The organism is Micromonospora sp. CMU55-4 (assembly GCF_011602315.1).
GTDB lineage: Bacteria > Actinomycetota > Actinomycetes > Mycobacteriales > Micromonosporaceae > Micromonospora > Micromonospora chalcea.
The window spans coordinates 1-25,743 of record NZ_JAAOLH010000028.1 but is presented as its reverse complement, the minus strand read 5'-3'; the positions used below and the strand labels follow the sequence as shown (position 1 = coordinate 25,743).

At 73.6% G+C, this 25,743-nt stretch carries 26 protein-coding genes; 16 read left to right on the top strand and 10 right to left on the bottom strand.

The window, feature by feature from the left end:
* Positions 1 to 1,071, top strand: a complete 1,071-nt coding sequence (gene yut, locus HA073_RS29560) for an urea transporter (RefSeq protein WP_166457811.1) — start codon at positions 1 to 3, stop codon at positions 1,069 to 1,071.
* A complete protein-coding gene (locus tag HA073_RS29555) occupies positions 1,049 to 2,689 on the top strand; it encodes an ammonium transporter (RefSeq protein WP_166457810.1) in 1,641 nt (546 codons plus the stop codon). The genes yut and HA073_RS29555 overlap by 23 nt, the downstream gene beginning before the upstream one ends.
* A gap of 431 nt (positions 2,690 to 3,120) precedes the next feature.
* Here the strand turns inward: HA073_RS29555 and HA073_RS29550 are convergent, their stop codons facing one another.
* Positions 3,121 to 3,912 (bottom strand): inositol monophosphatase family protein, encoded by a 792-nt coding sequence (locus HA073_RS29550; protein WP_069089009.1) that lies wholly within the window; start codon positions 3,910 to 3,912, stop codon positions 3,121 to 3,123.
* A complete protein-coding gene (locus HA073_RS29545; RefSeq protein ID WP_051611420.1) occupies positions 3,909 to 4,742 on the bottom strand; it encodes a DUF5919 domain-containing protein in 834 nt (277 codons plus the stop codon). Before HA073_RS29545 ends, HA073_RS29550 begins: the two co-directional genes overlap by 4 nt.
* 228 nt (positions 4,743 to 4,970) lie before the next feature.
* Here HA073_RS29545 and HA073_RS29540 point away from each other — a divergent pair, with 228 nt between their 5' ends.
* The 7 genes from HA073_RS29540 to HA073_RS29510 all read left to right on the top strand — a co-directional run bounded on the left by HA073_RS29540 (position 4,971) and on the right by HA073_RS29510 (position 8,631).
* Complete coding sequence (locus HA073_RS29540; RefSeq protein WP_043331086.1) at positions 4,971 to 5,225, top strand: hypothetical protein; 255 nt, start codon at positions 4,971 to 4,973, stop codon at positions 5,223 to 5,225.
* Positions 5,216 to 5,578, top strand: coding sequence for a hypothetical protein (locus HA073_RS29535; RefSeq protein ID WP_244206187.1), 363 nt, complete (start codon positions 5,216 to 5,218; stop codon positions 5,576 to 5,578). The genes HA073_RS29540 and HA073_RS29535 overlap by 10 nt, the downstream gene beginning before the upstream one ends.
* A complete protein-coding gene (locus tag HA073_RS29530) occupies positions 5,575 to 6,648 on the top strand; it encodes an FAD-binding oxidoreductase (RefSeq protein WP_309228072.1) in 1,074 nt (357 codons plus the stop codon). The genes HA073_RS29535 and HA073_RS29530 overlap by 4 nt, the downstream gene beginning before the upstream one ends.
* Positions 6,648 to 6,974: a DivIVA domain-containing protein gene (locus HA073_RS29525; protein ID WP_166457809.1), complete on the top strand. Its 327-nt coding sequence runs from the start codon at positions 6,648 to 6,650 to the stop codon at positions 6,972 to 6,974. The genes HA073_RS29530 and HA073_RS29525 overlap by 1 nt, the downstream gene beginning before the upstream one ends.
* Before the next feature lie 35 nt (positions 6,975 to 7,009).
* Positions 7,010 to 7,360, top strand: a complete 351-nt coding sequence (locus HA073_RS29520; protein WP_018785307.1) for a DUF2203 domain-containing protein — start codon at positions 7,010 to 7,012, stop codon at positions 7,358 to 7,360.
* A gap of 166 nt (positions 7,361 to 7,526) precedes the next feature.
* A complete protein-coding gene (locus tag HA073_RS30385) occupies positions 7,527 to 7,721 on the top strand; it encodes a hypothetical protein (RefSeq protein WP_064445200.1) in 195 nt (64 codons plus the stop codon).
* Positions 7,722 to 7,827: 106 nt separating this feature from the next.
* Complete coding sequence (locus HA073_RS29510; protein WP_043329427.1) at positions 7,828 to 8,631, top strand: SGNH/GDSL hydrolase family protein; 804 nt, start codon at positions 7,828 to 7,830, stop codon at positions 8,629 to 8,631.
* 72 nt (positions 8,632 to 8,703) lie between these two features.
* On the opposite strand, the gene HA073_RS29505 is transcribed toward HA073_RS29510, so the two are convergent.
* A complete protein-coding gene (locus tag HA073_RS29505) occupies positions 8,704 to 9,192 on the bottom strand; it encodes a glutathione peroxidase (RefSeq protein WP_013287644.1) in 489 nt (162 codons plus the stop codon).
* A gap of 143 nt (positions 9,193 to 9,335) precedes the next feature.
* On the opposite strand from HA073_RS29505, the gene HA073_RS29500 reads away from it, so the two are divergent.
* The 4 genes from HA073_RS29500 to HA073_RS29485 all read left to right on the top strand — a co-directional run bounded on the left by HA073_RS29500 (position 9,336) and on the right by HA073_RS29485 (position 14,171).
* Positions 9,336 to 10,970 (top strand): glycosyl hydrolase family 18 protein, encoded by a 1,635-nt coding sequence (locus HA073_RS29500; protein WP_069089011.1) that lies wholly within the window; start codon positions 9,336 to 9,338, stop codon positions 10,968 to 10,970.
* 173 nt (positions 10,971 to 11,143) lie between these two features.
* On the top strand, positions 11,144 to 11,659 hold the full coding sequence (locus HA073_RS29495; RefSeq protein WP_166457808.1) for a hypothetical protein: 516 nt from the start codon (positions 11,144 to 11,146) through the stop codon (positions 11,657 to 11,659).
* 57 nt (positions 11,660 to 11,716) lie between these two features.
* Positions 11,717 to 13,123: a class II 3-deoxy-7-phosphoheptulonate synthase gene (locus tag HA073_RS29490; protein ID WP_064445207.1), complete on the top strand. Its 1,407-nt coding sequence runs from the start codon at positions 11,717 to 11,719 to the stop codon at positions 13,121 to 13,123.
* A 28-nt stretch (positions 13,124 to 13,151) separates the two neighbouring features.
* Positions 13,152 to 14,171 (top strand): low specificity L-threonine aldolase, encoded by a 1,020-nt coding sequence (locus HA073_RS29485; protein ID WP_104114584.1) that lies wholly within the window; start codon positions 13,152 to 13,154, stop codon positions 14,169 to 14,171.
* 43 nt (positions 14,172 to 14,214) lie between these two features.
* Here HA073_RS29485 and HA073_RS29480 read toward each other — a convergent pair whose 3' ends face one another.
* Together HA073_RS29480 and pknB are read right to left on the bottom strand one after the other, a co-directional pair.
* Complete coding sequence (locus tag HA073_RS29480; protein ID WP_181373819.1) at positions 14,215 to 15,084, bottom strand: deoxyribonuclease IV; 870 nt, start codon at positions 15,082 to 15,084, stop codon at positions 14,215 to 14,217.
* Positions 15,081 to 17,066, bottom strand: coding sequence for a Stk1 family PASTA domain-containing Ser/Thr kinase (gene pknB / locus HA073_RS29475; protein ID WP_064445208.1), 1,986 nt, complete (start codon positions 17,064 to 17,066; stop codon positions 15,081 to 15,083). The genes HA073_RS29480 and pknB overlap by 4 nt, the downstream gene beginning before the upstream one ends.
* 142 nt (positions 17,067 to 17,208) lie before the next feature.
* On the opposite strand from pknB, the gene HA073_RS29470 reads away from it, so the two are divergent.
* On the top strand, positions 17,209 to 17,589 hold the full coding sequence (locus HA073_RS29470; protein WP_043329433.1) for an Rv2175c family DNA-binding protein: 381 nt from the start codon (positions 17,209 to 17,211) through the stop codon (positions 17,587 to 17,589).
* 122 nt (positions 17,590 to 17,711) lie between these two features.
* On the opposite strand, the gene HA073_RS29465 is transcribed toward HA073_RS29470, so the two are convergent.
* Positions 17,712 to 18,794, bottom strand: a complete 1,083-nt coding sequence (locus tag HA073_RS29465; protein ID WP_043329435.1) for a polyprenyl synthetase family protein — start codon at positions 18,792 to 18,794, stop codon at positions 17,712 to 17,714.
* Positions 18,795 to 18,803: 9 nt separating this feature from the next.
* On the bottom strand, positions 18,804 to 20,231 hold the full coding sequence (locus HA073_RS29460; RefSeq protein ID WP_240926028.1) for a helix-turn-helix transcriptional regulator: 1,428 nt from the start codon (positions 20,229 to 20,231) through the stop codon (positions 18,804 to 18,806).
* A 219-nt stretch (positions 20,232 to 20,450) separates the two neighbouring features.
* Here HA073_RS29460 and metF point away from each other — a divergent pair, with 219 nt between their 5' ends.
* Positions 20,451 to 21,368 carry a methylenetetrahydrofolate reductase [NAD(P)H] gene (metF, locus tag HA073_RS29455; protein WP_064445210.1) on the top strand — a complete coding sequence of 306 codons (918 nt, stop codon included), beginning with the start codon at positions 20,451 to 20,453 and terminating at the stop codon, positions 21,366 to 21,368.
* Positions 21,369 to 21,412: 44 nt separating this feature from the next.
* Positions 21,413 to 22,102 carry a CDP-alcohol phosphatidyltransferase family protein gene (locus HA073_RS29450; RefSeq protein WP_064445211.1) on the top strand — a complete coding sequence of 230 codons (690 nt, stop codon included), beginning with the start codon at positions 21,413 to 21,415 and terminating at the stop codon, positions 22,100 to 22,102.
* 129 nt (positions 22,103 to 22,231) lie between these two features.
* On the opposite strand, the gene HA073_RS29445 is transcribed toward HA073_RS29450, so the two are convergent.
* The 3 genes from HA073_RS29445 to HA073_RS29435 are packed head-to-tail and all read right to left on the bottom strand — an operon-like array spanning position 22,232 to position 25,662.
* Positions 22,232 to 23,719 (bottom strand): NAD(P)/FAD-dependent oxidoreductase, encoded by a 1,488-nt coding sequence (locus tag HA073_RS29445; protein ID WP_064445212.1) that lies wholly within the window; start codon positions 23,717 to 23,719, stop codon positions 22,232 to 22,234.
* Between the two features lie 12 nt (positions 23,720 to 23,731).
* Positions 23,732 to 24,859 (bottom strand): glycosyltransferase family 2 protein, encoded by a 1,128-nt coding sequence (locus tag HA073_RS29440; RefSeq protein ID WP_166457807.1) that lies wholly within the window; start codon positions 24,857 to 24,859, stop codon positions 23,732 to 23,734.
* Complete coding sequence (locus HA073_RS29435) at positions 24,856 to 25,662, bottom strand: carotenoid biosynthesis protein (protein ID WP_166457806.1); 807 nt, start codon at positions 25,660 to 25,662, stop codon at positions 24,856 to 24,858. Before HA073_RS29435 ends, HA073_RS29440 begins: the two co-directional genes overlap by 4 nt.
* Positions 25,663 to 25,743: the final 81 nt, after the last annotated feature.

The following is a 25,743-nucleotide window of genomic DNA, read 5'->3' as shown; positions in this document are numbered from 1 at the left end:
ATGGCCGACATCGGACGTGGCTGGCACCGGCTGGCCGACCGGAACCCGGCGGTCGGATTCGTCGACGCGAGCCTGCGCGGCGCCGCGCAGGTGGTGCTCCAGAACAATCCGCTCAGCGGCCTGCTCATCCTGATCGCGCTGGCCTGGGGCGCGTTCGAGAACGGAACGCCCCGGGTGTTCGGCGGCGGCGTGCTCGGCCTGGTCGTGGGCACCGCGACCGCGCTGGCGCTGCGGGTCGACATGTCCAGCTGGCGCAAGGGCCTGTTCGGCTTCAGCCCGCTGCTGACCGGCCTCGCGGTGCCCACGTTCCTCGACCAGCGCCCGCTGATGTGGCTCTACCTCGTGCTCGGCGCGATCGGCACGGTGGTGGTCACGCTCGCCCTCAACGCCGTGTTCAAACGCTGGAACCTGACCGCCTACACGTTCCCGTTCGTACTCACGACCTGGTTCCTGCTGATGGCGGCGTACCAGTTCGACAGGTTCACGGTGCTCACCAAGCTGACCCCGAAGTTCCCCGGTGAGGGATCCCTGACCCGCGGCACGTTCGACTGGGGCCTCATCCCGGTCTTCTTCAAGGGCGTGTCCCAGGTCTACCTGATCGAGAGCTGGGTCACCGGCCTGCTCATCCTCGTCGCCCTGCTGATCAACTCCCGGTGGTCGGCGCTGTTCGCGGTGATCGGCGCCGTCGGCGCGACACTGCTGGCGCTCTGGTTCGGCGCCGACGGCGCGTCCCTGGACAAGGGGCTGTTCGCCTTCAACGCGGTGCTGACCGCGATCGTGGTGGGCGCTGTGGCGCACCGTCCCGGCGCACTGGTCACCGTCTACACGCTGTTCGGAATCGCGCTGACGCTGCTCGTACAGATGGCGCTGACCACCATGCTCACCCCGCTCGGCATCCCGGTGCTCACCGGGCCGTTCAACATCGCCACCTGGCTGTTGCTGCTGCCGGACCGGCACTTCGCGCCGGTGCCCAACCACGAACGGGTCAGGGACACCGTGATGCACACCGTCCGCGACTCCGTCCACCTGCGAGAGAAGGAGGGAAACCGTGTCCGCTCCGAACGCGGGTGACACCGCCTGGGTGCTCGTCTGCGCCGGCCTGGTCCTGTTCATGACACCGGGGCTCGCCGCGTTCTACGGCGGCATGGTCCGCACCCGCAACGTGCTGGCGATGCTGCAACAGAACATGATCGCGCTGGGCGTGGTCAGCCTGACCTGGGTGCTCGTCGGCTACACCATCGCCTTCGGCGACGACGCCGGCAGCGGACTGTTCGGCAACCTGGAACTGTTCGGGCTCGCCGACCTCAAGGTGCCGCCCGCGCCCAACCTGCACGTGGTCGACGGCCGGATCACCATCCCGACGCTGGCGTTCGTACTGTTCCAGATGATGTTCGCGGTGATCACGCCGGCGCTCGTCACCGGCGCCACCGCGGGCCGGCTGCGTTTCGGCGGCTGGGTGCTGTTCCTCGCGGTCTGGTCGGTGGTGGTCTACGCGCCGATCGCGCACTGGCTCTGGCATCCCGGCGGATGGCTGGCGAAGTTCGGCACCCAGGACTGGGCCGGCGGGCTCGTCGTGCACGCCAGCGCCGGCGCCGCCGTCCTCGCCGTCCTGCTCGTCGTCGGCCGGCGCCGGGACTGGCCGCACACCGCCGCGCCACCCAACTCGATCCCGCTGACCATCGTCGGCGCCGGCATCCTCTGGTTCGGCTGGTTCGGCTTCAACGGCGGCGACGGCCTGCAGGCCAACGGCCTGGCCGCGCAGGCCGTCCTCAACACGCACCTGGCCGCCGCCGCGGCCATGCTCGTCTGGCTGGCGCTGGAGCGCGTCACCGACGGACACAGCACCGTCGTGGGCGCGGTCTCCGGCGCGGTCGCGGGCCTGGCCACAGTCACCCCGACCGCCGGGTACGTCAACGCGGCCTCGGCCGTCGCGATCGGCGCGCTGGCCGGCCTGGTCTGCCACTTCGCGCTGAAACTGAAGTACCTGCTGCGCCTCGACGACGCGCTCGACGTGCTCGCCGTGCACTTCGTCGGCGGCATGCTCGGCACGCTCCTGCTCGGCCTGTTCGGCAACCGCGGGGTCAACCCGCTCGGCGCGGACGGGCTGTTCCTCGGCGGCGGGGGCGGCCTGCTGTGGCGCCAGCTCGTCGGCGTGGTGAGCGTGGTCGCGTTCTCCTTCGTCCTGACCTGGCTGATCGCCGCCGGGGTGCAGGCACTCATCGGCCTGCGCGTGCCGCTCGCCGACCAGGAACGCCTGGACCAGGCGCAACAGGGCGCCGACGCCTACCACCTGGGCGGGGTCACCAGCCTGACCGCGCCGGGCGCGCCCCGCCGCCGTGCCGCGGCGGCGCCGGCCGGCGAACCAGCAGTGCCACCAGGCCAGCGGGTACGGGTGGTCACCGCGCTGCTGGAGCCGGACCCGGCGGCGAACAGCGCCGACCTGCGCGACGCGCTGCTGCGCGCGGGCGCGATCTCGGTGATCGTCAGCGACGCCGCCGTGGCGACGACGACACCGCAGGCGAGCCTGCTGCCGCGTGGTTACTGGCAGGACCAGCCGTTGTCGGCCCGGCTGCGCGTCACCGTGCTGGTGGGCGCGGACGGGGTGGGGGCGGTGCTGGACGAGCTGGACCGGATGGGCGCGCGGCGAAGCGACACGTTCGTGCAGGAGGCGGAACGCGTCCAATCCTGACGGTCCGTCGACCGATGCCGGCGGACAGCTCACCGGAGAAAGTCACGACAGGCCCTCGTGACCTGTGTGGGATCGTTCTGGTGCCACTCAATCAACAGCGGCTGATGCCCTGAGGACCGGAATGGAGCCGATCTTCTGGGAGCTGAGGCTTTCCCAGCCTCACCGGAAGTTGAGCCTTGTCCGGGTTGGACTTGATGACGCGGGCGCTGCGCCAAGCGTCATGCGCCGTAAGCCGTTCTGCGGCCCGCTTGGCTCCAACGAAGTCGGGGATGCGCCCGTACGCGCCAGGGGGTAGCGCCTGAGCAGCCTGTTCCAACCGTGACCAAATGGTCTCACGCACCTCGCATTTCGCCTCATCGATGTCCATGTGGCCCTCTCATGACGAGTCAGAGCGAGCGCCCAGGGCGACCTCTGCCACAGTCGTCATCGGCTCACGCCGTCTCGTTCTCCCGCAGGTGCGGCAACATCTGACCGACCAGCCCAGGGGTGATCGCGAGGGTAGTCGTCGACTCGGCGCTGTACTCGGCCCCACTGATGTCGGCGACGACGGCTCCCGCCTCACGGGCGATGGCCACCCCGGCTGTCATGTCCCAGGTGTGGTTGGAGAGGGTGATGGCGGCGTCGATCTTCCCCTCCGCCAACCAGACGAGATCCACTGCGGCTGATCCACTCATTCGCACGCGCTGCACCGTCGCGGCAAGCCGCGCCATAAGTGCCAGCCGGATCCGATTCTTGTTCGCGGCATCCGCTCCGACGGCGAAATCGCCGATCCCTACGACGGCTTCGTCCAGGCTGGTGGTGTCGCTCACCTTGACCGGATCGCCGTTCGCGAATGCCCCACAACCTTCGGCGGCCCAGTATCGAGCACCGAGGAAGGGTAGGTCCACGACGCCGAGGGCTGGACGTGTTCCGTGGAGTAAGCCGAGGGAGATGCCGCACAAGGGGATACCGCGCACGAAATTGATCGTTCCGTCGACCGGATCAAGCGTCCACTGCAAATCCCCGGTGCCGCTGACTCCCTCCTCCTCCCCGAGGAAGGCGATGCCGGGTGTCGCATCGCGCAGGAACGATCGAAGGTCTCGCTCAATCGCGTAGTCGACATCCGAGACGAGATCGCGGTCGCCTTTACTGGTAGAGGTGACCGGTGCCTGGCGGCGCATGAAGGTGGCTGCCCGACCAACAGCATCGAGGGCGACCGGCAGCAGCTCACGGTACGAGGTCACAGTTGCCGGCTCCGCTCCCACTGAGAGTCGAAAATCTGCTCATACACCGGATACAACCCCGTCGTGGGTTCTCGGCGTCGCATCACGAAGGTCGGAGAGTCGACCCCTCGGCTCGCGGGCAGGTATGCCTGGGCAAGGCAGAGGTCGTCGATGAGGAGCACGTTGAACCGAAGCGTCTCGTCGTAGAGGGCGAGCTGCACGTTGCCGTACAGGTCGCCCGACAGGCGGTCACGCACCCGCAACATCGTCTCGATGTTGAGCTTCGTCAGTGCCGCGAGCTGGCCGGCCGGGAAGCTCTCCTCACGTTCCCTGGCTTGGATCGCCGAGCCGTCAGGATCCAGGAACAGGCATCGGACCTGTGCGCCGCCTTCGATGAGCTGACGCCAGCGGTGATCGGGGTAGTGCTGGCACAGCAGGTTCAGGGAGAGTCCCATCGCTCGAACCTTTCGGGCGCCGTCCAGGATGCGATCCGCAGGCAGGTGCGCAGAGAGCTCCGCCCGATTGCGGAAAACCGCCGTGACGTCCGCTATTGAGGTGCCACCGTTCCCTTCCGCCTGGATATCGGCAGCACCTTGCCGCAGCTCGGCGGCATCGGCCAATCCCAAGCCTGACCGGAATCGCCGATGAACCTCGTTCCCCGCCCGCGCGAGCGCGGTGTCGAGAGCGGCCTGGATCTCCGGTCGAGGTTGCACCGCTTCCCGGCCGGCCTCCCACTTCGAGACGGTGCGCTCGCTGACGCCGAGGTGTTCGGCGAAGTCGCGGATGCTCATTCGCAGCGCGTGCCGCAGCATCCGGGTCTCCCGGCCGGTCCACTTCTGCACGGTCGTCATCGGCTCGCCTCCGAGTGCGTCGAGACCGGCTGCCAGCAGCTTAGCGGCTCGACTTCAGAGCTGGTACAGCGCAAGTGCAGAGCGTAGTCGTACCCGATGAGCCGCAAGCTGGCGAGGGTGGACGCATGGCCCGGGGCGGGTGCTGGGCTCCGGCGGGGCGTCACCCGAGCGCGCCCGCCGTCCCCGCCCGCCCCGGTGCCGCTCCGACTCTCGACGAAAGGGCTCTTCATGGCGGCGGTGCTGGACGACTTCCCGGTGTTCACCCCGGTCAGCGACGAGGACGTGGCGTTGGCCGTACGCGCGGTGGCGGTGCATGTGCCGGAGCGGTGGCCGGCGGGTCCACTGTGCCGCAGTGAGCGGGTCCCGCATCCGTGCCGGCTGGCCCGCTGGGGCCGCAGCACATTGCAGGCGGCCGGGCTCACCGAGGAGCGCGTGGACGAGTTGGTCGCCGCCGGCGACCCGGGCGCCTGGCCGTGGGCGTGACCGGGCTCGGGGCGTACCCGACGGAGAGCTGGCCCGGGTCGGCGGCGGTGCGTGAGGCGGTGGCCCGGTGGCTGCGGCTGGTGGCGGCGGACGCGGAGCTGGCGCCGTACCTCGTCGGGGTTGATCGGGCCCGGCTCGCCGGACACCTGGCGCTCACTCTCACGGTGGCGCTCGGCGGACCGGCGGGCGACATCGCCCGGCCAACGGCCGAGGCATGGCGCGGCCTGGGCCTGACCGAGGCGCAGCACCGCCGCGTGGTCGACTACCTGGCCGGGGTGCTCTGGGCGCTCGACGTGCCGGCAGGCTCGGTGACAGCGGCCCGGCGGGCCTTCTCGGACGAGGCCGGCTGGTGACCGCCGCCCTCGCCGCGTCGTGGTCCGTCACCATGCGGTACGCCCGCGAGGCAGCCGACCACTTCTGGTGCGCGGTCGAGGAGCGCTGCCCCGGGGCGCTGCCGGAGCGGGAGGCGGCGGTGTTCCTCGCCGCATTCGGACGGCTGGTCAGCGGTGGCGACGACCCGGCCGGTCGGGCGGCGTTGTTGACCGTGCTCGGCCGGGCCTGTCGCCGCTACCGGCTGCTGCCGCACCAGCTCACCGTCGAGGCCGCGCTCGTCGCGACGGTGTCCCGGCAGGCGAGGTTGACACCGGAACTGGTGGCGGCCTGGGCAGGGGCCGCCCGGCGGGCCACGGCGGCGGTGAGCCGTGCGGTCGAGCAGGCCGACGACGGCCCGCCCTGGTGGCCGGCGCAGGTCGTCGACCACGACCGGGCCGCCGACGGCATCGCCGTGGTGACCGTGCGCCCCTGGCGCCGCCTGACGTTCCGGCCCGGCCAGGCGCTGCCCGTCTGCGCCGAGCGCCGGCCCGGCTGGTGGCGCTGGTACTCGCCGGCCAACGCTCCGCGCGCCGACGGCACCATCGAACTCCACGTCCGTGCCGTCGCCGCCGTCTCCCGCACGCTCGTGCACCGGGTACGCCCCGGTGACCGGATCTGGCTCGGCCCGCCCCGGTCGACCGGCCTGACCCTCGACCCGGCGTCGAAGGCGGACCTGCTGCTCGTCGCCGGGGGGACCGGGCTGGCGCCGCTGCGCGCCCTGGTCGAGCAGGTCGCCGCCGCGCCGGCCGGTCGCCGCGTCACAGTGGTGGTCGGCGCCCGTACCCTCGCCGACCTCTACGACCCGATCAGCCTCGACAAGCTTCAGAGCAGCAACGACTGGCTGACCGTCGTACCCGCGTTCTCGCACGATCCGGTGGCGGAGGCGGGAGAGCAGGGTGATGCGCTCACCGTCGCGCTCGACCACTGGCGACCCGGTCAGGAGGTCTACCTGTGCGGGCCACCGTTGATGGTGGCCGGGTCGCGGCTGCGCTTGCTCGCCGGTGGGGTGCCGGCCGAGCGGATCCACCTGCCGGACGGGTTCGGCGTCTGATGGGCGTCTATCACAGCCGCAACGCGCTGGCCGGCCCGCTCACCGCGGACCGGCTCAGCGCCGTCGAGCTGCCCCGCACGTCACTGGGGCGGCGCGGTTACCGGACCGACGACGTCGACGCGCTGTTGCACCGGCTCGTCTACGAACTGGGGGAGCGGACCCGGCTGCTCGACGACGCCCGGGACGAGAACGACCGCATCAAGCGGGCCCTGCGCGCCTGGCAGGCCGAGGTGCGGGAGGCTGCCGGCGTCGTCTGGTCTCCCGCGGCCATTCCAGACTCACCGTCTCGTCCCGGCCCCGACGGTCGACGTGCGGGTGAGCGGTGACCCGGACGACACCGGTCGTGCCGCATACTGGCCCGGTGTTCACTCTCGCCCAGGCGCGACACCTGGTGGCCACGCTGCGGCCGCGCGTCGACGAGCTGATCCGGCTGCGGGCCGACCTGGCCGAGCTGCGTGTCGATCTGGCCGACCACGGCGTCAGCGCGCTCGGCGGGCTCGCCGAGGTGAAGGCCCTGGAGGCGCGGCTGCACGTGGTGGTGGACGAGTTCCACCAGCACGACATCGCGGTCAAGGGGATCGCCCCGGTGCTGCTCGACTTCCCCGGTGAGCGCGACGGCCGGGCGGTGCTGTGGTGCTGGCTGGAGGGGGACACCGACATCCGGTGGTACCACCGGGTCGAGTGCGGATTCGCCGGCCGCCGTCCGGTCTGAGCCGGCCTGTGGGTGACGCGCGCCGGGCGGTGCCGTCCGACGCCGACGAGCTGGTGCGGCTGCGCGGGCTGATGCTCGCCGGAATGAGCGGCGCGCCGACGCCGCCGGGCCGCTGGCAGGACGTGGCCCGGGACAATCTGCGCGCCTGGCTGGCCGAGCCGGACCCGTGGCTGGCCGCAGCGCACTGCTGGCCTGGTTCCGGGACCGGGGCGTGCGCCGGGTCGACCTGCGGGCCTCGGCGGCCGGTCGGCCGCTCTACCGTGCCCTGGGTTTCCGGGAGACCGCCGACCCGGCGATGCGCCTGACGTTCCCGGCGGAACAATCCTTCATCCCGCTCCGCGAGACCGGCAACGATTTGTAGGCGTAAGTCGCTATGCGCGCTGAACCGCAAATCGGTGATCTTCCATGCGCCGTGATCTTATTGATATCTATCTCTCACCACCACTTCACGCCCCCAGGAGTGCGACGTGCGGAGATCCCGTCTTGCCACCCTCGCCCTGACCCTGGCCGCCTCGGTCGGGGTCACTCTGTCTCTGGCCGCCCCCGCCCAGGCGGCCCCGTCCGACCGCTACGTCGCGCTCGGCGACTCGTACGCCTCCGGCGTCGGCGCCGACAGCTACACGTCCGAGAGCGGTAACTGCCTACGCAGCACGAACGCCTACCCGGCGCTCTACAACGCCAACATCAAGCCGGCGTCGTACCGATCGGTGGCCTGCTCCGGCGCCACCACGGCCGACGTCATCAACAGCCAGCTCTCCGCGCTCTCCTCGACCACCACGCTGGTCAGCGTCACCGTGGGCGGCAACGACGTGGGCTTCGCCAACATCATGAGCACCTGTGTGCTCCAGGGGGAGACCCAGTGCGTGGCGGCCGTGCAGTCCGCCATGAACGTCGCCCGCACCTCGATGCCCGGCCGGCTCGCCAACGTCTACAACGGCATCAAGAGCCGCTCGCCCTCGGCCCGCGTCGTGGTGGTCGGCTACCCGGTCTTCTACCAGCTCGGCACGACCTGTGTCGGGCTCAGCGCCACGTCCCGGGCGAAGATCAACGAGGGCATCAACCTGCTCGACGACATCACCCGTACGGCCGCCGTCTCGGCCGGCTTCAAATTCGCCGACGTCCGCTCCATCTTCGTCGGCCACCAGCTGTGCAGCGGCGGGACCAAGTGGCTGCACGCGCTCAACGTGCTGAGCCTGAGCAAGTCGTACCACCCGACGGCGGCCGGGCAGTCCGGCGGCTACTACCCGGTCTTCCGGTCCGCCGCCGGCTGACCCGGTCCGCGGCAGCGGCACGCCTCCCCGCGGGGGCGTGCCGCTTCGCCGTGCCCGGCGGCGGTGTGCCCGTCAGGCCGGCAGGACCTTCTCGATCGCCGCGCGCAGCTCGGGGTCCTCGGGGGTGACCTGCGGGCCGAACCGGGCGGCCACTGTCCCGTCCGGGGCGACGAGGAACTTCTCGAAGTTCCAGCGCACGTCGCCGGTGTGCCCCTCGGCGTCCGGCGTGGACACCAGTTCGGCGTAGAGCGGGTGCCGGTCCGGGCCGTTGACGTCGACCTTCTCCGTCAGCGGGAACGTCACGCCGTAGTTGACCTGGCAGAACTCCTCGATCTCGGCGGCGCTTCCCGGCTCCTGGCCGGCGAACTGGTTGCACGGCACGCCGAGCACCGTCAGTCCGCGCCCGGCGTACGTGTCGGCGAGTTCCTGAAGGCCCGCGTACTGCGGGGTGAGGCCGCAGCGGGAGGCCACGTTGACCACGAGCAGGGCGCGGCCGCGGTAGCGGCCGAGGTCGGCCGGTCCGCCGGTGAGGGCGTCGATCTGGACGTCGAAAACGGTCATGTGACGAGGCTACGGGCCGTCACGCGGACCGTCCCGCGCCACCCGTGAAATCGACGCATCTACATCTTGACGAAGTGGTGACGGCGTGAGTAGCGTCTCAGCAATCAATTTGGAAACTTTCCTAACTATTGGAGGGACGCCGTATGAAGAGATCGCTCCGCCGGGCCCTGTGGGCCACCGGCGCCGTGGTCGCGCTCGCGGTCGCCGCGGTGCCCATGACCACCGCGTCGGCCGCCGGCAGCGTCACCGCCACCTTCGCCAAGGTGCAGGACTGGGGGACCGGCCACGAAGGGCGGGTGACCGTCACCAACGGCACCAGCTCCACCGTCAACGGCTGGCGCATCGAGTTCACGCTGCCCTCCGGCACCTCGATCAGCAGCTCCTGGGACGCCGACATCACCCGCAGCGGTGACCGCTACGTGGCGGTCAACAAGAGCTGGGCCGCGACGCTCGCCCCGGGCGCCAGCTTCAGCTGGGGCTACAACGGCACCGGCGGCTACAAGGCGCCGGTGAGCTGCACGATCAACGGCGGCACCTGCACCGGCGGCGGCACGCCGACGACCACCGCGCCGACCACGGCGCCGCCGACCACCGCGCCGCCCACCACGGCGCCGCCGACGACCGCCCCGCCGACCACGCAGCCGCCCACCACGCCGCCGCCCGGCGGCAAGAAGGTCGTCGGCTACTTCGCCGAGTGGGGCGTCTACGCCCGCAACTACCACGTCAAGAACATCCACACCAGCGGCTCGGCCGCGAAGCTCACCCACATCCTGTACGCCTTCGGCAACACCACCGGTGGCCGGTGCAGCATCGGGGACAGCTACGCCGACTACGAGAAGGCGTACACCGCCGCGGACAGCGTCGACGGCGTGGCCGACACCTGGGACCAGCCGCTGCGCGGCAGCTTCAACCAGCTGCGCAAGCTGAAGAAGATGTACCCGAACCTGAAGGTCCTCTGGTCCTTCGGTGGCTGGACCTGGTCCGGCGGCTTCACCCAGGCCGCGCAGAACCCGGCCGCGTTCGCCGACTCCTGCTACTCCCTGGTCAAGGACCCGCGCTGGGCGGACGTCTTCGACGGCATCGACGTCGACTGGGAGTACCCGAACGCCTGCGGCCTCCAGTGCGACAGCAGCGGCCCGAACGCCTTCAAGAACGTGGTCTCGGCGCTGCGGAGCAAGTTCGGCTCCAGCTTCCTGGTCACCGCGGCGATCACCGCCGACGGCAGCAACGGCGGCAAGATCGACGCGACCGACTACGCGGGCGCCGCGACGAACCTCAACTGGCTGATGCCGATGACGTACGACTACTTCGGCGCCTTCAACGCCCAGGGGCCGACCGCGCCGCACTCGCCGCTCTACTCGTACTCGGGTATCCCGCAGCAGGGCTTCTGGTCCGACGCGGCGATCCAGAAGCTGAAGTCCAAGGGCGTACCGTCCAGCAAGCTGCTGCTCGGCGTCGGCTTCTACGGACGCGGCTGGACCGGCGTGACCCAGGCTGCGCCCGGCGGCAGTGCCACCGGCGCGGCCCCCGGCACCTACGAGGCCGGCATCGAGGACTACAAGGTGCTCAAGAACAGCTGCCCGGCCACCGGCACGGTCGGCGGCACCGCGTACGCCAAGTGCGGCAGCAACTGGTGGAGCTACGACACCCCGGCGACGATCGGCGGGAAGATGAGCTACGCCAACAGCCAGGGCCTCGGTGGCGCGTTCTTCTGGGAGCTCTCCGGTGACACCAGCAACGGTGAGCTGATCGGCGCCATCAAGGGCGGTCTCGGCTGAGCCGAGGGCCGACGCACCACCCACCCGGCGGGGAGGGGTCGTACCGGCCCCTCCCCGCCCGCGTGCCGTTCTGGCAGAGCGCGCCGATCCGGGTCAGGATGGGGAGTCACCCGGCCGGCCGGGCCGGGTGTGGCACACTCGCCGCTCGACGAGTCCACGCGACGGGAGGACCGATGGATCGCAGCCACCGCGGCCGGTTCGCCGCGCTCGCCCTCGCCTTCGCGCTCACGCCGGCGCTGGCCGCCTGCGGCTCCGGCCCGGACGGCGCCGCCACCGCGCCCAGCGGCCGGGCGCCCGCCGAGGAGGCGGCGGCCAAGAGCCGGGAGCGCGTGCAGGCGTACCTCGACGCGCTCACCGCCCGCGACGCCGACGCCGGCCGCAGCCAGCTCTGCGCGCCCATGCACGCCGCCTTCGACGCCGCCGCCACCGGCCCGAACGGTGACTTCGCCGACCACTTCACGGTGCCCGAAGCGACGATCACCGACGTCCGCTCCGGCCCGAACGGGCAGGAGGTCAGCGCCTCCGTCACGGTGGCCGCCGGATCGCGCAAGGCCACCCGGTCCCTGCTGTTCACGGTGACCCGTAACGGGGCGGACTGGTGCATCTCCGGCGAGGTTCCCGGCGACCGCACGGCCGACCCGTCCGAGCCGCCGCCGGCGGCGCGGCCCTCGCCGGTCTCCTCCCAGTGACCGGAACCATGCCCCTCGGCGGCGAGTGATCGCGACGGTCGCCGTACGCTTTCCTCCATGCGCCATGAGTGGCATCAGCTGAGTCACCCCGCCGTGGGCAGCCCTGGCCTGCAGACCAGCCGCCCGACCGCCGACTCCGCCGAGGACGCGGCCCTCGGCCTCGACCGATGGCGGGAGCTGCCGCGCGCGCAGACCCCGCCGTGGGACGACCCGGCCCAGGTCGCCGAGGTCTGCCGGGTGCTGGACACGGTTCCCTCGGTGGTCGCGCCCTACGAGGTCGACCAGCTGCGGCAGCGGCTGGCCCTGGTCTGCGAGGGCAAGGCGTTCCTGCTCCAGGGCGGTGACTGCGCCGAGACGTTCGCCGACAACACCGAGAGCCACCTGCTCGCCAACGCCCGCACGCTGCTCCAGATGGCCATCGTGCTCACGTACGGCGCGTCACTGCCGGTGGTCAAGGTGGCCCGGGTGGCCGGCCAGTACACCAAGCCCCGGTCCCTGCCGACCGACGCCCGGGGGCTGCCCGCCTACCGCGGCGACATGATCAACTCGCTGGAGGCCACGCCGGAGGCGCGGGTCGCCGACCCGCAGCGCATGATCCGGGCGTACGCCAACTCGGCCGCCGCGATGAACATGCTCCGGGCGTACCTGGCAGGCGGCCTGGCCGACCTGCACGCCGTGCACGACTGGAACAAGGACTTCGTCCGGCAGTCCCCGGCCGGGGAGCGCTACGACGCGATCGCCCGCGAGATCGACCGGGCACTGGCCCTCATCCGGGCCTGCGGGATGACCGACGACGAGGCGCTGCGCACCGTCACGCTCTACTGCTCGCACGAGGCGCTGGCGCTGGAGTACGACCGGGCGCTGACCCGGATCTCCGACCACAAGGCGTACGGCCTGTCCGGGCACTTCCTCTGGATCGGCGAGCGGACCCGGCAGATCGACGGCGCGCACATCGACTTCATCTCCCGCATCGCCAACCCGATCGGCGTCAAGCTCGGCCCCACCACCACGCCGGACGAGGCGATCGAGCTCTGCGAGAAGCTCAACCCGGACAACATCCCCGGCCGGCTCACGCTGATCAGCCGGATGGGCAACCACCGGGTACGCGACGCGCTGCCGCCGATCGTGGCGAAGGTCACCGCCGCCGGCGCGAAGGTCGTCTGGCAGTGCGACCCGATGCACGGCAACACGCACGAGTCCTCGAACGGCTACAAGACCCGGCACTTCGACCGGATCGTGGACGAGGTGCTCGGCTACTTCGAGGTGCACCGCGGCCTCGACACCCACCCGGGCGGCCTGCACGTCGAGCTGACCGGCGAGGACGTCACCGAGTGCCTCGGCGGCGCCCAGGGCATCGAGGACCTCGACCTGCCCGACCGGTACGAGACCGCCTGCGACCCCCGGCTCAACACCCAGCAGTCGCTGGAGTTGGCGTTCCTGGTGGCGGAGATGCTCCGTGGCTGACGCGAGGAGTGAGCTTGCGAGCCCTGAGCTGATCGATCTGCGGACGGACACCGTGACCCGGCCGACGCCGGGGATGCGGGAGGCGATGGCCGCCGCCGAGGTGGGCGACGACGTCTACGGCGAGGACCCGACAGTCGCCGCCCTGGAGGCGGAGGTGGCCGCGCTGTTCGGCCACGAGGCGGCGCTGTTCGCCCCGAGCGGATCGATGGCCAACCAGATCGCGCTCCAGTTGCACGTGCCGCCCGGCGACGAGTTGCTCTGCGACGCCGACGCGCACGTGGTCACGTACGAGGTGGGGGCCGCCGCCGCGTACGGTGGGATCTCCTCGCGGACGTGGCCCGCGGTGGGCGCGGACCTGGACCCCGACGTGGTCGCCGGGATGATCCGGCCGGACGGCTACTTCGCGGTGCCGACCCGCGCGATCGCGGTGGAGCAGACCCACAACCGGGGCGGCGGCGGGGTGATCCCGCTGCCGACGCTGCGCCGCATGCGCGAGGTCGCCGACGAGCACGGGGTGGCGCTGCACTGCGACGGTGCCCGGATCTGGCACGCGCACGTCGCGGACAGGGTGCCGCTGGCCGGGTACGGCGAGCTGTTCGACACGCTTTCGGTGTGCCTCTCCAAGGGCCTCGGCGCGCCGGTCGGCTCGCTGGTGGTGGGCAGCGCGGAGAAGATCGCCCGCGCGCGGGTCCTGCGCAAGCGGATGGGCGGTGGCATGCGGCAGGTCGGCATTCTTGCCGCCGCCGGCCGGTACGCGCTGGCGCACCACGTCGAGCGGCTCGCCGAGGACCACGCGAAGGCGGCCCGGCTGGCCGAGGCGGTCGCCCCGCACGGGGTGCTCGCGTCGGTGGTGCGCACGAACATCGTGCCGCTGGACCTGACCAAGCACCCTCTCGACGCGCACGCGCTGGCGGCAGCCGCGCGGGAAGCCGGTCTGCTGATCTCGGTGCTCGGCCCGCGTACCGCCCGGTTGGTGACCCACCTGGACGTCACCGACGAGCAGATCGACAGCGCCGCCACCATCCTCGACACCGCCCTGCGCGCCTGACCCTCCGGCAACGCCGTGGCGAGGGCGGGAGGAAACGGCTGTGTCAGGGGCGCAGGCGTTTGAGGGCGGCGATGTCGGCGGCGTGGCCGACGTGCTTCTCCGTCGGGGTCTCCACCAGCACCGGTACGCCGGCGGTCGCCGGATGGCGCATCAGCTCGGCGAACGCCGGCTCGCCGATGGTGCCCTTGCCGATGTTCTCGTGCCGGTCCCGGGTGGAGCCGCACAGGTCCTTCGAGTCGTTCGCGTGCACCAGCCGCAGCCGGTCGGCGCCCACCGTGGCGACCAGCGTGTCGAGCGTGGCGGTCATGCCGCCCTCGGCGGCCAGGTCGTGCCCGGCCGCCCAGGCGTGACAGGTGTCGAAGCACACGCCCAGCATCGGGTGCCGGTCGACCGCGTCGAGGTAGGGGCCGAGGTGCTCGACCCGGGACGCCAGTGACCGGCCGCCCCCGGCGCTCGGCTCGACCAGCAGCATCGGCCCGCCGGTGGCCGCGGTCTCGTCGAGCAGCGGGAGCAGCGACTCCCGGACCTGCCGCAGGGCCGCCTCGGCGTGCCCGGCGTCCACCGAGCTGCCGGCGTGGAACACCACGCCCTCGGCGCCGATCGCCCGGCCCCGCCGCAGCGCGTGGGCGAGCGTCTCCGCCGACCTGGTGACCGTCGCGGGGGTGGGGGAGCCGAGGTTGACCAGCAGCGACGCGTGGATGAACACGGGCAGGCCACGCTCGGCGCAGCCGTCGCGGAACAGCGCGTCCTGCGCCGGGTCACCGGCCGGCAGCGCCCAGCCACGCGAGTTCGAGACGTAGACCTGCACCACCTCGGACCCGGCCGCATCCGCGTACGGCAGGGCCGCCCGCGCCAGGCCACCGGAGGTGGGGGTGTGCGACCCCACCGGCCGGCACCCGTTCGCCGCGCTCACAGGCACGTCACAGTGATCGTGGTGCCCGGCGGCACCGGCGTGTTCTCGGCCGGGTTCTGGATCCGGACGATGCCGTTCGGGTTGAGCTGGATGTTGACCGGGAAGCCCTGGCTCTCCAGCGTCTGCTTGGCCTGCTGGCAGGGCATGTCGACCACCCGGGGCACGGCCACCTGCGGCGGGCCCTTGCTGATCTCCAGCTTGACCTGGGCGCCCTTTTCCACACCGGTGCCGTCGGCCGGGCTCTGGCCGAGGATCTCGTCCTTCGGCTTGTCGGACTCCTTGACGTTCTCCACCGGCTTGAGCCCGAGCCGCGCGAGGATGGCGCGCGCCTCGGTGAGGCTCTTGCCGACCAGGTCGGGCACGCTCACCGGGGCGCGGCCCTTGCTGAGGATCAGCGTCACCTTGGCCCCGGGCTTGACCTCAGTGCCCACCTTCGGGTCGGTGGCCAGCACGACACCCGCCGGCAGCGCGTCGTCGTAGCGGGAGCTGCCCTTGGCCGCGACCAGGTTGAGACCCTCCAGCTCCACCTGGGCGAGCGCGAAGTCCTTGCCCACCACGTCCGGCACCGGCAGGCGCTCCGGACCGAGCGACAGGGTCAGCGTGATCGTGCCGCCCTTGACGATCCGGGCGGCCGAGCCCGGCGCCTGCCCGAGCACGGTGTCCTTCGGGACGTTCTCGTCGTACCGGGGGTCGGCGTAGCGCAGCGTGAAACCACCGCGCTGGGCCTGCGCCTCCGCCTCGGCCTTGGTGAGGCTCACCATCTGCGGCGCGACCGTGTAGCGGCCCACGCCGAACCACCAGCCGCCGACGGCGGCGACCAGGCCGAGCACCACGACCGCCGCGGCGACGGCCAGCCGGCCGCGCGGCGAACCCATGATCCGGGTACGCAGGGCGGCGAACCGGGCGCCCACCCCCTCCGGTTCGGCGGCGCGGCGGCGGTGCGGGCGCTGGGTGGCGGCGCCCTCGGGCAGCCGGGCCCATGACGGGCGCTCGATCGGCTGCAGCGCGGCCACCACCTGCGTCGGCTGGCTCAGCACCGCCGTGTCGTCGCTGAGCTGACGCAGGACAGTGGTGTGCGTGTGCGGGTTGCCCAGTTCCTCGCGGGCCGCCTGCACCTCGGTCAGCAGCGCCGCGGCGTCGGCCGGACGGGCGGCCGGGTCGCGCCGGGTGGCCCGGGCGACGAGCGCGTCGACAGCCGGCGGCAGCGCCGGAACCAGCGTGGACGGGGCCGGCACGTCCCGGTCGACGTGCTGCCAGGCGACCTCCACCGGGCGGTCGCCGTCGTAGGGCACCCGGCCGGTGAGCATCTCGAACAGCACGATGCCGGCCGAGTAGACGTCGGTGCGCGGGTCGGCGTGGCCCTGGGTGACCAGCTCCGGCGCCACGTACGCCACCGTCGCCATGAGCTGGTTGCCGTTCTCGTCCTCCGCGCTCGCCTCGACGGCCCGGGCCAGCCCGAAGTCGGCCACCTTGACCACGCTGTCGACCAGGTCGCGGCTGCCGCCGGCGGGCACCTCGGCGACCAGGACGTTCTCCGGCTTGACGTCGCGGTGCACCAGGCCGGCCCGGTGCGCGGCGGCGAGCGCGGCGAGCACCTGCTCGGTGATCGCGAGCGCCTCGTCCGGGTTCAGCCGGCGGCGCTCGGCGAGCACGTCACGCAGCGTGCGGCCGCGCACGTACTCCATCACCAGGTACGGCAGGCCGGCGTGGATGCCCTGGTCGTAGACCGCCACCACGTTCGGGTGGGTGAGCCGGGCGATCGTCTTCGCCTCGTCGGTGAACCGCTCGACGAACCCGGCCATCCGGGCCCGGGCCTGCGGCGCCTGGGTCGGGTGAATGATCTTGACCGCCACGGTGCGCTCCAGGCGCTCGTCGGTGGCGGTGTACACGGTCGCCATGCCGCCACGGGCGACGCGACCGCGAATGCGGTAGCGCCCCTCGATCAGCGAGCCCAGCAACGTGTCGGCGACCTGTGTGTCCATCGGCAGGCAGTCTATGTGTCGGAAGGGTGAACGTAGAACAGGATGCTACCGCCGGGTTGGGACACCGGTGGCCCGGCGCGCTCCGGCGCAGGTCGGGGGGTGCCGTGCACCGGATCCGGCGGGCACGTGGCAGGGTGGTCGGGTGACCGATTCCGTACCCGCCGAGACCGGCGCCGACCTGGCCGGACCGGCCGACCCGGCCGGCTGGCTGACGCTGCCCGACGTGGCCGAGCGCCTGGACCTGTCGATCAGCAAGGTGCACCAGATGATCCGCGACCGCGAGCTGCTCGCGGTGCGCCGCGACGGCGTCCGCCGCGTCCCGGCCGACCTGGTGGCCAACCGCACCGTGCTCAAGCACCTGCCCGGCGTGCTCAACCTGCTCGCCGACGCCGGGTACGACGACGAGGAGGCGCTGCGCTGGCTCTACCGGGAGGACCCGTCGCTTCCCGGCACCCCCGCAGTGGCCCTCGGCGGCGACCTGGCCCGCGAGGTCAAACGCCGAGCCCAGGCCGTGGCCTTCTAGCCCACACCCCACCCACCCACCCCGTCGATCATGAAGTTGACGGCGAAGTCGATCTCCAAAAGTGCCGCCAACTTCATGATCGACCGCTTCGGAGGCGGGGGACAGCGCGGGGGGAGTGGTTGTCAGGCGGGGCGGCGGGTGGCGGCTATGGCCAGGTCCACCAGCGCCTGGCGGGCCTCGGTGTCCAGGTCGACGGCGGTGAGCGCGGCCAGCGCGCTCTCCGTGAGCGCGGTGATGTGCCGTTCGGCACGCTCCAGCGCGCCGCTGGAGGTGATCAGCTCGCGCAGCCGGTCCACCCCGGCCGCGTCCAGGTCCGGTACGCCCAGCCCGGCCAGCAGCGCCTCCCGGCCGGCCTCGTCGAGCGTCTCCAGGGCGGCCGCCACCAGATACGTCCGCTTGCCCTCGCGCAGGTCGTCACCGGCCGGCTTGCCGGTCAGCTCCGGGTCGCCGAACACGCCCAGCACGTCGTCGCGGAGCTGGAACGCCTCACCCAGCGGCAGCCCGTACGCGGAGTAGGCGGCGTGCACCTCGGGCGGGGCGCCGGCCAGCGCGGCGCCCAGCAGCAGCGGCCGTTCGACCGTGTACTTCGCCGACTTGTACCGGGCCACCTTGGCCGCCCGGTCGAGCGAGGTGTCAGCGGTCGCCTGGGTCAGCACGTCCAGGTACTGCCCGACGGTCACCTCGGTGCGCATCTCGTCGAAGACCGGCCGGGCCCGGGCAACCGTCGCCGGCGGCAGGCCGGAGGAGTGCAGCAGCTCGTCGGACCAGACCAGGCACAGGTCACCCAGCAGGATCGCGGCCGAGTCACCGAACGCGTCCGCGTCGCCGCCCCAGCCGGCCGCCCGGTGCCGGGCGGCGAACCTGCGGTGCACCGCCGGCTCGCCCCGCCGGGTGTCCGACCGGTCCATCAGGTCGTCGTGAATCAGCGCGCTGGCCTGCACGAACTCCAACGCGGCCAGGGCGGCGACGACCTGGTCGGAGTCGACTCCGCCGGCGCCCCGGTAGCCCCAGTAGCCGAACGCCGGGCGCAGCCGCTTGCCGCCGCCCAGCACGAACGCCTCGATCGCCTCGGCGACGGGCAGCAGGCCGTCGTCGACGGCGGTCAGCCAGCCGCGCTGGCCGGCCAGGAACTCGGTGAGCGCCTTGTCGATCCGCTGACGCAGGCCGGCACGGTCGACGGGGGAAACGGGAGCAGCGTGGGTCACGCCACGACGCTAGCGGTTCGGGCCCGCTCCCGTCGTGCCGCCGTCCCGGCGTGCCTCGCAGCTCACCGGCGGCGACGGCCGCCACGGGTGCCGTGACGGCAGGTACGGACGGGTCGCCGCGAGCAGCCGTGCGTACCCCCGGGTCGCCGGTCCGGGCGGACGGCGGGCCAGCCCGCGGCGGAACTCGGTGAGCTGGCCGACGGCCCGGGGCGAACCGGAGCGGACCGCGTCGAGCAGCGCCTCGCCGGCCACCGCGCACGCCTCGGGCTCCGCGCCGAGCCCCAGGTGCGCCCGGGCCAGCCAGCCGCCGTACACGGCGGCCCGGCGCGGGCGGCCCGGCGCTGTCACCACAGGCGTCAGCAGCGGCACGGCCGCGGCGGCCCGGCCCAGCGCGACGAGCGTGCGCCCGGTCATCGCGGCCAGCTCGGCGGCGTCCAGCCAGTAGAGCCACTGCGGCTCCCGGCCGGGTTCCGGCGGCCCGGCCCGGTCGGCGCCGGCCAGCGCCTCACCGGCGGCGCGACGCCGCCCGCCGAGCGCGGCGGCGAGCGCGACCCGGTGCAGCAGCAGCGCCCGCAGCCCCGGGGAGGCGGTGGCGCGGCTGGCCGCGTACCCGATCCGGGCCAGGACCAGCGCGCCGGCCGCGTCACCGGCGTCGGACAGCAGGTGGCTGGCCGACCCGAGCACGTGCCCGGCCAGCGGCGGCTCCCCGGCGGCCACCGCGGCCCGCAGCGCCAGCCGGTAGGCGACCAGGCCGCCGGTGAGGTCGCCGGCGTCGGCGGCCAGCCACCCGGCGAGCTGCGCCGACTCGGCCAGCGACGGCAGCATCCGCCGCCGGCCGGCGGGCCCGGCGCGCCGGTAGCCGCGGACCGAGCGGCGCAGCCGGCGGGCGCCGAGGCCGGCGAGGTCGCCGCCACCGAGCAGGTCGTCCCAGCGGCGCAGCGTGGCCAGTGACGCCCCGTCCGCCGGGTGCCCCCGGACGGGGCCGGCGCGGTCGGCGGCGCCGGCCGGTCCGTACCCGTCGCCGGTGGCCGGTCCGGGGACCGGCGGTGTGGCCGGGCCGGTGAACGGACCGGCCAGCGTGCCGCCGCCCGGGTCGGCGGCCCAGCGGTGCGCCAGGGTGAGCAGCGCCAGCCGGGCCCGGGACCCGGCCGGGTCGACGGCCACCGGCGTCACGCCGAGCCGGCGGCTGCTGGCGGCGGCCCCGGCGAGCAGCTCGCCGGGCACGCCCAGGACCGTCGCCAGCCACGCGGACCAGAAGTCGCCGGGGAGCCGGAGCTGGCGCTCCCAGCGGGACACCTCGTGCCGGGTCAGGGTGGGCACGCCGGAGGCGGCGCAGAGCTCGGCGGCGAGGCGCTGCTGGCTCCAGCCGCGGGCGGCCCGCAGCTCGGCCAGGAGCGGCCCGAGCAGCCGCGGACCGGGCGGCCAGGACGGGATCATGGTGACCTCCGGGGGCGACGACGTGAAATGGCGACGCGGACGTCCGGCTGGCGCCGGCGCGTCACCGTCGTGCGACCCCCGCGCGGGCCCCCGGGACGGCCGTCGGCCGCCCCACCGCGCTGTGGTCTTTCTACCCCCGGGGTACGACGTCGCGCCGCGAAGTGTTCGCGGGCTGGGAAGACCCTCGGTAAGCCGTGCGCTCCCGGCTACAGTCGGTCCGTGGCGCTCGGTCTTCCCTCGGTCCTCCCCAATCCCCAGCCGGCCATCGGGGAGCTGATCCGTGACGGCCGCCCCACCTTCTCCTTCGAGTTCTTCCCGCCGAAGACACAGGCCGGGGAGAAGCTGCTCTGGCAGGCCATCCGCGAGCTGGAGTCGCTGCGCCCCTCGTTCGTCTCGATCACCTACGGCGCGGGCGGCTCGACCCGCGACACCACGGTGGCGGTGACCGAGCGGATCGCCACCGAGACCACGCTGCTGCCGATGGCGCACCTGACCGCGGTGAACCACTCGGTCGCCGAGCTGCGGCACGTGATCGGCCGGCTGGCCTCGGTCGGGGTGCGCAACGTGCTGGCCGTGCGGGGTGACCCGCCGGGCGACCCGGGCGGCGAGTGGATCGCCCACCCCGAGGGCGTCCGGTACGCCGAGGACCTGGTCCGGCTGGTCCGCGACAGCGGTGACTTCAGCGTCGGCGTGGCCGCCTTCCCGTACAAGCACCCGCGTTCGCCGGACGTGGACAGCGACACCGCGTACTTCGTGCGCAAGTGCCGGGCCGGCGCGGAGTTCGCGATCACCCAGATGTTCTTCGACGCCGACGACTACCTGCGGCTGCGTGACCGGGTGGCCGCCACCGGCTGCGACACGCCGATCCTGGCCGGGGTGATGCCGGTGACCCAGATCGGCACCATCGAACGCTCCGTGCAGCTGTCCGGCGCGCCGTTCCCGCCGGCGCTCGCCGAGCGGTTCGAGCGGGTGGCCGACGACCCCGAGGCGGTCCGCCGCCTCGGCGTGGAGCAGGCGAGCGAGATGTGCGAGAAGCTGCTCGACGAGGGCGTGCCGGGGATCCACTTCATCACGCTCAACCGGTCCACCGCGACCCGCGAGGTGTGGCAGCGGCTGCGCGCGGCCGCACGGGTGTGACCACCCGCCACACGACACCCGCGCCGTGCTTCTACGGTTGATCCGTGGTGGGCACACAGCTGAACTGGGACCAGTACGCGACCGCGTGGGCGCGGCTGCACGGCGGATTCGATCCGCGTACCGCCGCGCCGGTGGTGCGTGCCTGGCTGCGCTTCGCCTACCACGTGGGCTACGTGCTGGGCCGGCTGCGCGTCGGCCCCACCCCGGTGACCGTGTTCGGGGTGCTGCTCTGCTTCTGCGTACCCCTGTTCGCGGAGCGGCCCGGCGACGGACCGTTCCTCGGCGCGCTGTTCGTGCTGCTGGCGGCGGTGGCCGACAGCGTCGACGGCGCGGTGGCGGTCGCGACCGGCCGCACCACCCGGCTGGGCTACGTCTACGACTCGGTCGCCGACCGGCTCGGCGAGGTGGCCTGGCTGATCGCGTTCTGGCTGCTCGGCGCGCCCGGCGCGCTGGTCGCGGCGGCCGGGGGCCTGTCCTGGCTGCACGAGTACGTGCGGGCGCGCGCGGTGTCGGCGGGGATGCGGGAGATCGGCGCGGTGACGGTGGGGGAGCGGCCCACCCGGGTCAGCGTGGCGCTGGTCGGGCTGCTCGTCGCCGGGCTCACCGGGCTGATCGACGCCGACCTGACGGCCGGCACCATCACCATGGCCACCACGGTCTGGGTGCTGCTCGCCGGGTTCGGCCTGGGGCAGTTGCTCTCCGCCGTCCGCCGCGCCCTGGTCGACGCGGGCTGACCGCCGCGCCCGCGCCCGCGCAGCCCCGCCGCGCCCACGCGAGGCGCGCGGCGGGCGGCGGGCGGCGCGCGTTAATAAGGGGCCCTTCCTCTACCGGAGGCGTTAATAGGGGGCCCTTCCTTACACCCCTCACCAGGCGGGGCCGACCGCCTCGGCGACGATCTCGGCGGACATCGTGACCATGGGCAGGCCGCCGCCCGGGTGGCTGGAGCCGCCGACCAGCCAGAGCCCGGCCGCCGGCCCCCGGTTGGCCGGGCGCAGCAGCCCGCCCGCGGTGCCGTAGATCGCCCCGCCCGGCGCGCCGGTGGCCGCGTCCAGGTCGGCCGGGGTACGGATCTCCCGGAACACCAGCCGGTCCCGCACGTCGGCGCCGCGCTCGGCCAGCACGTCGAGGATCCGGTCCGCGTACGCCTCGGCCAGGCCCGGCCGCCGCCAGTCCACGGCGCTCGCGGCGGTGCCGTGCCGGGGCGCGTTCACGAGCACGAACCACGCCTCGTGGCCGTCGGGGCGGACCGCCGGATCGTCGGCGGCGGTGACGAACACGGTCGGGTCGGGCGCCGGGCGGGCCCGCACCCCGCGACCCGGGTCGCCGAACACGGCGTCGAACTCGGCGTCGTAGTCGCGGGGGAAGAACACGGTGTGGTGGGCCAGCCCGGAGTCGCCGCGTACGCCCAGCAGCAGCACGAACCCGGCCAGGCTGCGGTCGGTGAGCGCGGCCAGCCGGCGCGGGTCGGGCAGCAGGTCCCGGTAGACGGTGAGCGCGTCCACGTTGGCGACCACCACGTCGGCCGGCACCGGCGCGGCCGACCCGGCCACGCGTACCCCGTGCACCCGCCCGCCCGCGGCGTCGATCCGGGTGACCGCGGCGTCGGTGCGTACCACCACGCCCAGGTCCAGGCAGCGCGACAGCAGCGCGTCGGCGAGCGTGCCCAGCCCGCCGCGCAGGTACCAGCCGCCGTACGCCAGCTCGGCGTAGGGGACGGCGACGAGCGCGGCCGGGGCGCGGCGCGGGTCGGCGCCGGTGTACGTGGCGTACCGGTCCAGCAGCATCCGCATCCGCGGGTCGGACAGGTGGCGGCGGCCCAGCCCGCGCAGGCTGCGGCCGGGGCCGATGGCGGCCAGGTCGCCCAGCCGCCAGGCCAGCGCCGCCAGGTCGCGGGGCGAGTCGACGGTACGGCGCAGGATGTCCCGGTGCGAGGCCGCCCACACCCGGCCGGCGCGCCGCCACAGCCCGCGCCAGTCGGCGGCGGACCGGTCGCCGAACGCGGCGCCGATCCGGGCGGCGAACTCGTCCGGGTCGGCGCAGGAGTCGAGCGCCTGCCCGCCGCCGGGGAAGACGTGCCGCACGATCGGGTCCAGCGGGACCAGGTCCAGGTATTCGTCGAGCTTCGCGCCGGTCGCCTCGAACAGGTCGTGGAAGACCTGCGGCAGCGTGAACAGGCTCGGCCCGGTGTCGAAGTGCCACACCCCCTCCGGGGTGTGGTGGGCGTACCGGCCGAGCTTGCCCCCGACCGTGCCGGCCCGTTCGAGGACGGTGACCTCGTGCCCGGTGACCGCGAGCCGGGCGGCGGCGGCGAGCCCGCCCACCCCGGCGCCGATGACCACGATGCGCGCCATGGCGTGCCCCTCCTAGGTGACCGGGCGACCCCGCCAGGTGAGCCGGTGTCGCTTCCGCAGATGGTACGACCGGACGGTCAGCCAACCGAGGACCACGACCGACACGGGGTGTGCGAGCGCGTCGGGCCACGCCCGTCCGCCGGTGGCGCGGGCGCTGACCACCCGCCCGGCGACCCCGGCCAGGTAGGCCAGGAACGCCACGGCGGCCACCGCCGGCGCGCCGGCGAGCAGCGCCCCGAGCGCCAGCAGCGGCGGCGCGACGTAGAGCGCGAACAGCAGCGCCAGCACGGCCGCCGCGGCGGCCGGGTGCCCGAACGTCGCCCACAGCGACTTGGTGTAGCCGTCGCGCAGCTGCGGCCAGGTGTCGTACATCCGGCAGGACGCCAGCCGGGACCCGTCTGCGAGTGCGATCCGCCCGCCGGCCCGTTTCACCGCCCGGGCCAGCTCGATGTCCTCCAGCACCTTGTCGGCCACCGCCGCGTGCCCGCCGGCCCGCAGGTAGCCGGCCCGGTCCACGACCAGGAACTGCCCGCCCGCCGCCGCGAGGGACGGCCGCCGCGAGCGTTCCATCGCGCGCAGCGGCAGGAACGTCAGCCACAACCACTGCAGCAGCGGCTGCGCCAGCCGGTCGGCCACCGTCCGCACCACGATCCGGGGGTACGGCGACAGCAGCGCCGCGTCCGCCGCGCGCAACTCGGTCACCGCCGCCGCCACCGCGTACGGGGTGAGCACCACGTCCGCGTCGACGAAGGCCAGCACCGCCGGCTCCGGGGCGGTCCGGGTGGCGAGCTGCCAGCAGGCGTGCGGCTTGCCCAGCCAGCCCGGCGGCGGGGCGACGCCGGTGAGCAGCGTGAGCCGGGGATCGTCACCGGCCACCGCGCGGACCACGTCGGCGGTGCCGTCGGTCGAGCCGTCGTCGAGCACCACGATCCGCAGGTCCGGCACGCCGCGCTGGGCCAGCAGCGCGCGCAGGCACGGGGTGACCCGCTCGGCCTCGTCGCGCAGCGGCAGCAGCACCGCCACCGGCTCGGTCACCTCGGCCGGGCCGGCGGCCGGGCGGCGCAGCCAGGCGTACGCGTTGACGATCGTGTGCCCGGTGAGCGCGGCGACCGCCACGGCCAGCGCGAGGGTGGCGATCATGCCGGGGCGTCGACGCGCGGCGCCGGCTCCGGCGCGGCGGCCCGGTCCCGGCGGGCCCGCCACAGCGTCACCGCCAGCGGCACCGCCGCCACCGCCATCCCGGCCGCGCCCCACAGCGCCGACGCCGGCAGCCGCAGGAACACCGCGTGCGCCAGCACGCTGGAGGCGTACGTCCAGAGGTAGAGCGCGAACATCGGCGCGTCCCGGCCGTCGGTCCGGTCCACCGACGGCCCGGCGAGCGGGCGCAGCGCGACCGCGAGCAGCACCGCGAAGCCCAGCCAGCCCAGGTAGTTGCTGACCGGGATGCCGGGCAGCCCGGGCAGCGCCGGGGTGGCGTCACGCCAGGTCCAGTAGCCCTCGGCCACCATCTGCGGGTCGAGGAACAGGTCCCACGCGGCCAGTCCGACCGCCGACAGCGCGATCCGGGCGGGGCGGGAGCGGACCAGCCGGACCGCGGTGAGCCACGCCGGCCAGGCCATCCAGGTCCAGGCGAGTGGGATGATCAGCGGCACCCCGGCCAGCTTCGGGCCCAGCTCGCCGGAGTAGTCGTAGGTGCCGAACGGGAACCCGGTGGCCACGCCGATCGCCTCCACCGCGAACCCGCCGCCGGTGACGACCGCGACCAGCGCGGCGGCGGTACGGACGCCGCGGGTGAGCAGCGCGTGGCCGACCGAGAGCAGCCAGCCGAGCACCACTGTGGCCACCGTGAGCCCGGCCCGGGTCGCGCCGCCGGTGAGCGGGTAGCAGATCTGGGCGAGGATCAGCGCGGCCAGCAGCGCCCAGGGCAGCCGGGCCGCCCTCATGCTGTGCCGCCTTTCGTGCGCGACTGCGGGGCTCGCAAACCCGGCTCACTCCTCGCGCTCACGGTGCCGCCCTTTCGTTCG

Excerpts from the sequence above, each read along its gene's own strand:
- yut (WP_166457811.1), top strand. The coding sequence starts at position 1 with ATGGCCGACATCGGACGTGGCTGGCACCGGCTGGCCGACCGGAACCCG.
- HA073_RS29545 (WP_051611420.1), bottom strand. The coding sequence starts at position 4,742 with ATGACGACCGTGCAGAAGTGGACCGGCCGGGAGACCCGGATGCTGCGG.
- HA073_RS29540 (WP_043331086.1), top strand. The coding sequence starts at position 4,971 with ATGGCGGCGGTGCTGGACGACTTCCCGGTGTTCACCCCGGTCAGCGAC.
- HA073_RS29525 (WP_166457809.1), top strand. The coding sequence starts at position 6,648 with ATGGGCGTCTATCACAGCCGCAACGCGCTGGCCGGCCCGCTCACCGCG.
- HA073_RS29505 (WP_013287644.1), bottom strand. The coding sequence starts at position 9,192 with ATGACCGTTTTCGACGTCCAGATCGACGCCCTCACCGGCGGACCGGCC.
- HA073_RS29500 (WP_069089011.1), top strand. The coding sequence starts at position 9,336 with ATGAAGAGATCGCTCCGCCGGGCCCTGTGGGCCACCGGCGCCGTGGTC.
- HA073_RS29495 (WP_166457808.1), top strand. The coding sequence starts at position 11,144 with ATGGATCGCAGCCACCGCGGCCGGTTCGCCGCGCTCGCCCTCGCCTTC.
- HA073_RS29490 (WP_064445207.1), top strand. The coding sequence starts at position 11,717 with ATGCGCCATGAGTGGCATCAGCTGAGTCACCCCGCCGTGGGCAGCCCT.
- pknB (WP_064445208.1), bottom strand. The coding sequence starts at position 17,066 with ATGGACACACAGGTCGCCGACACGTTGCTGGGCTCGCTGATCGAGGGG.
- HA073_RS29460 (WP_240926028.1), bottom strand. The coding sequence starts at position 20,231 with ATGATCCCGTCCTGGCCGCCCGGTCCGCGGCTGCTCGGGCCGCTCCTG.
- HA073_RS29445 (WP_064445212.1), bottom strand. The coding sequence starts at position 23,719 with ATGGCGCGCATCGTGGTCATCGGCGCCGGGGTGGGCGGGCTCGCCGCC.
- HA073_RS29440 (WP_166457807.1), bottom strand. The coding sequence starts at position 24,859 with ATGATCGCCACCCTCGCGCTGGCCGTGGCGGTCGCCGCGCTCACCGGG.
- HA073_RS29435 (WP_166457806.1), bottom strand. The coding sequence starts at position 25,662 with ATGAGGGCGGCCCGGCTGCCCTGGGCGCTGCTGGCCGCGCTGATCCTC.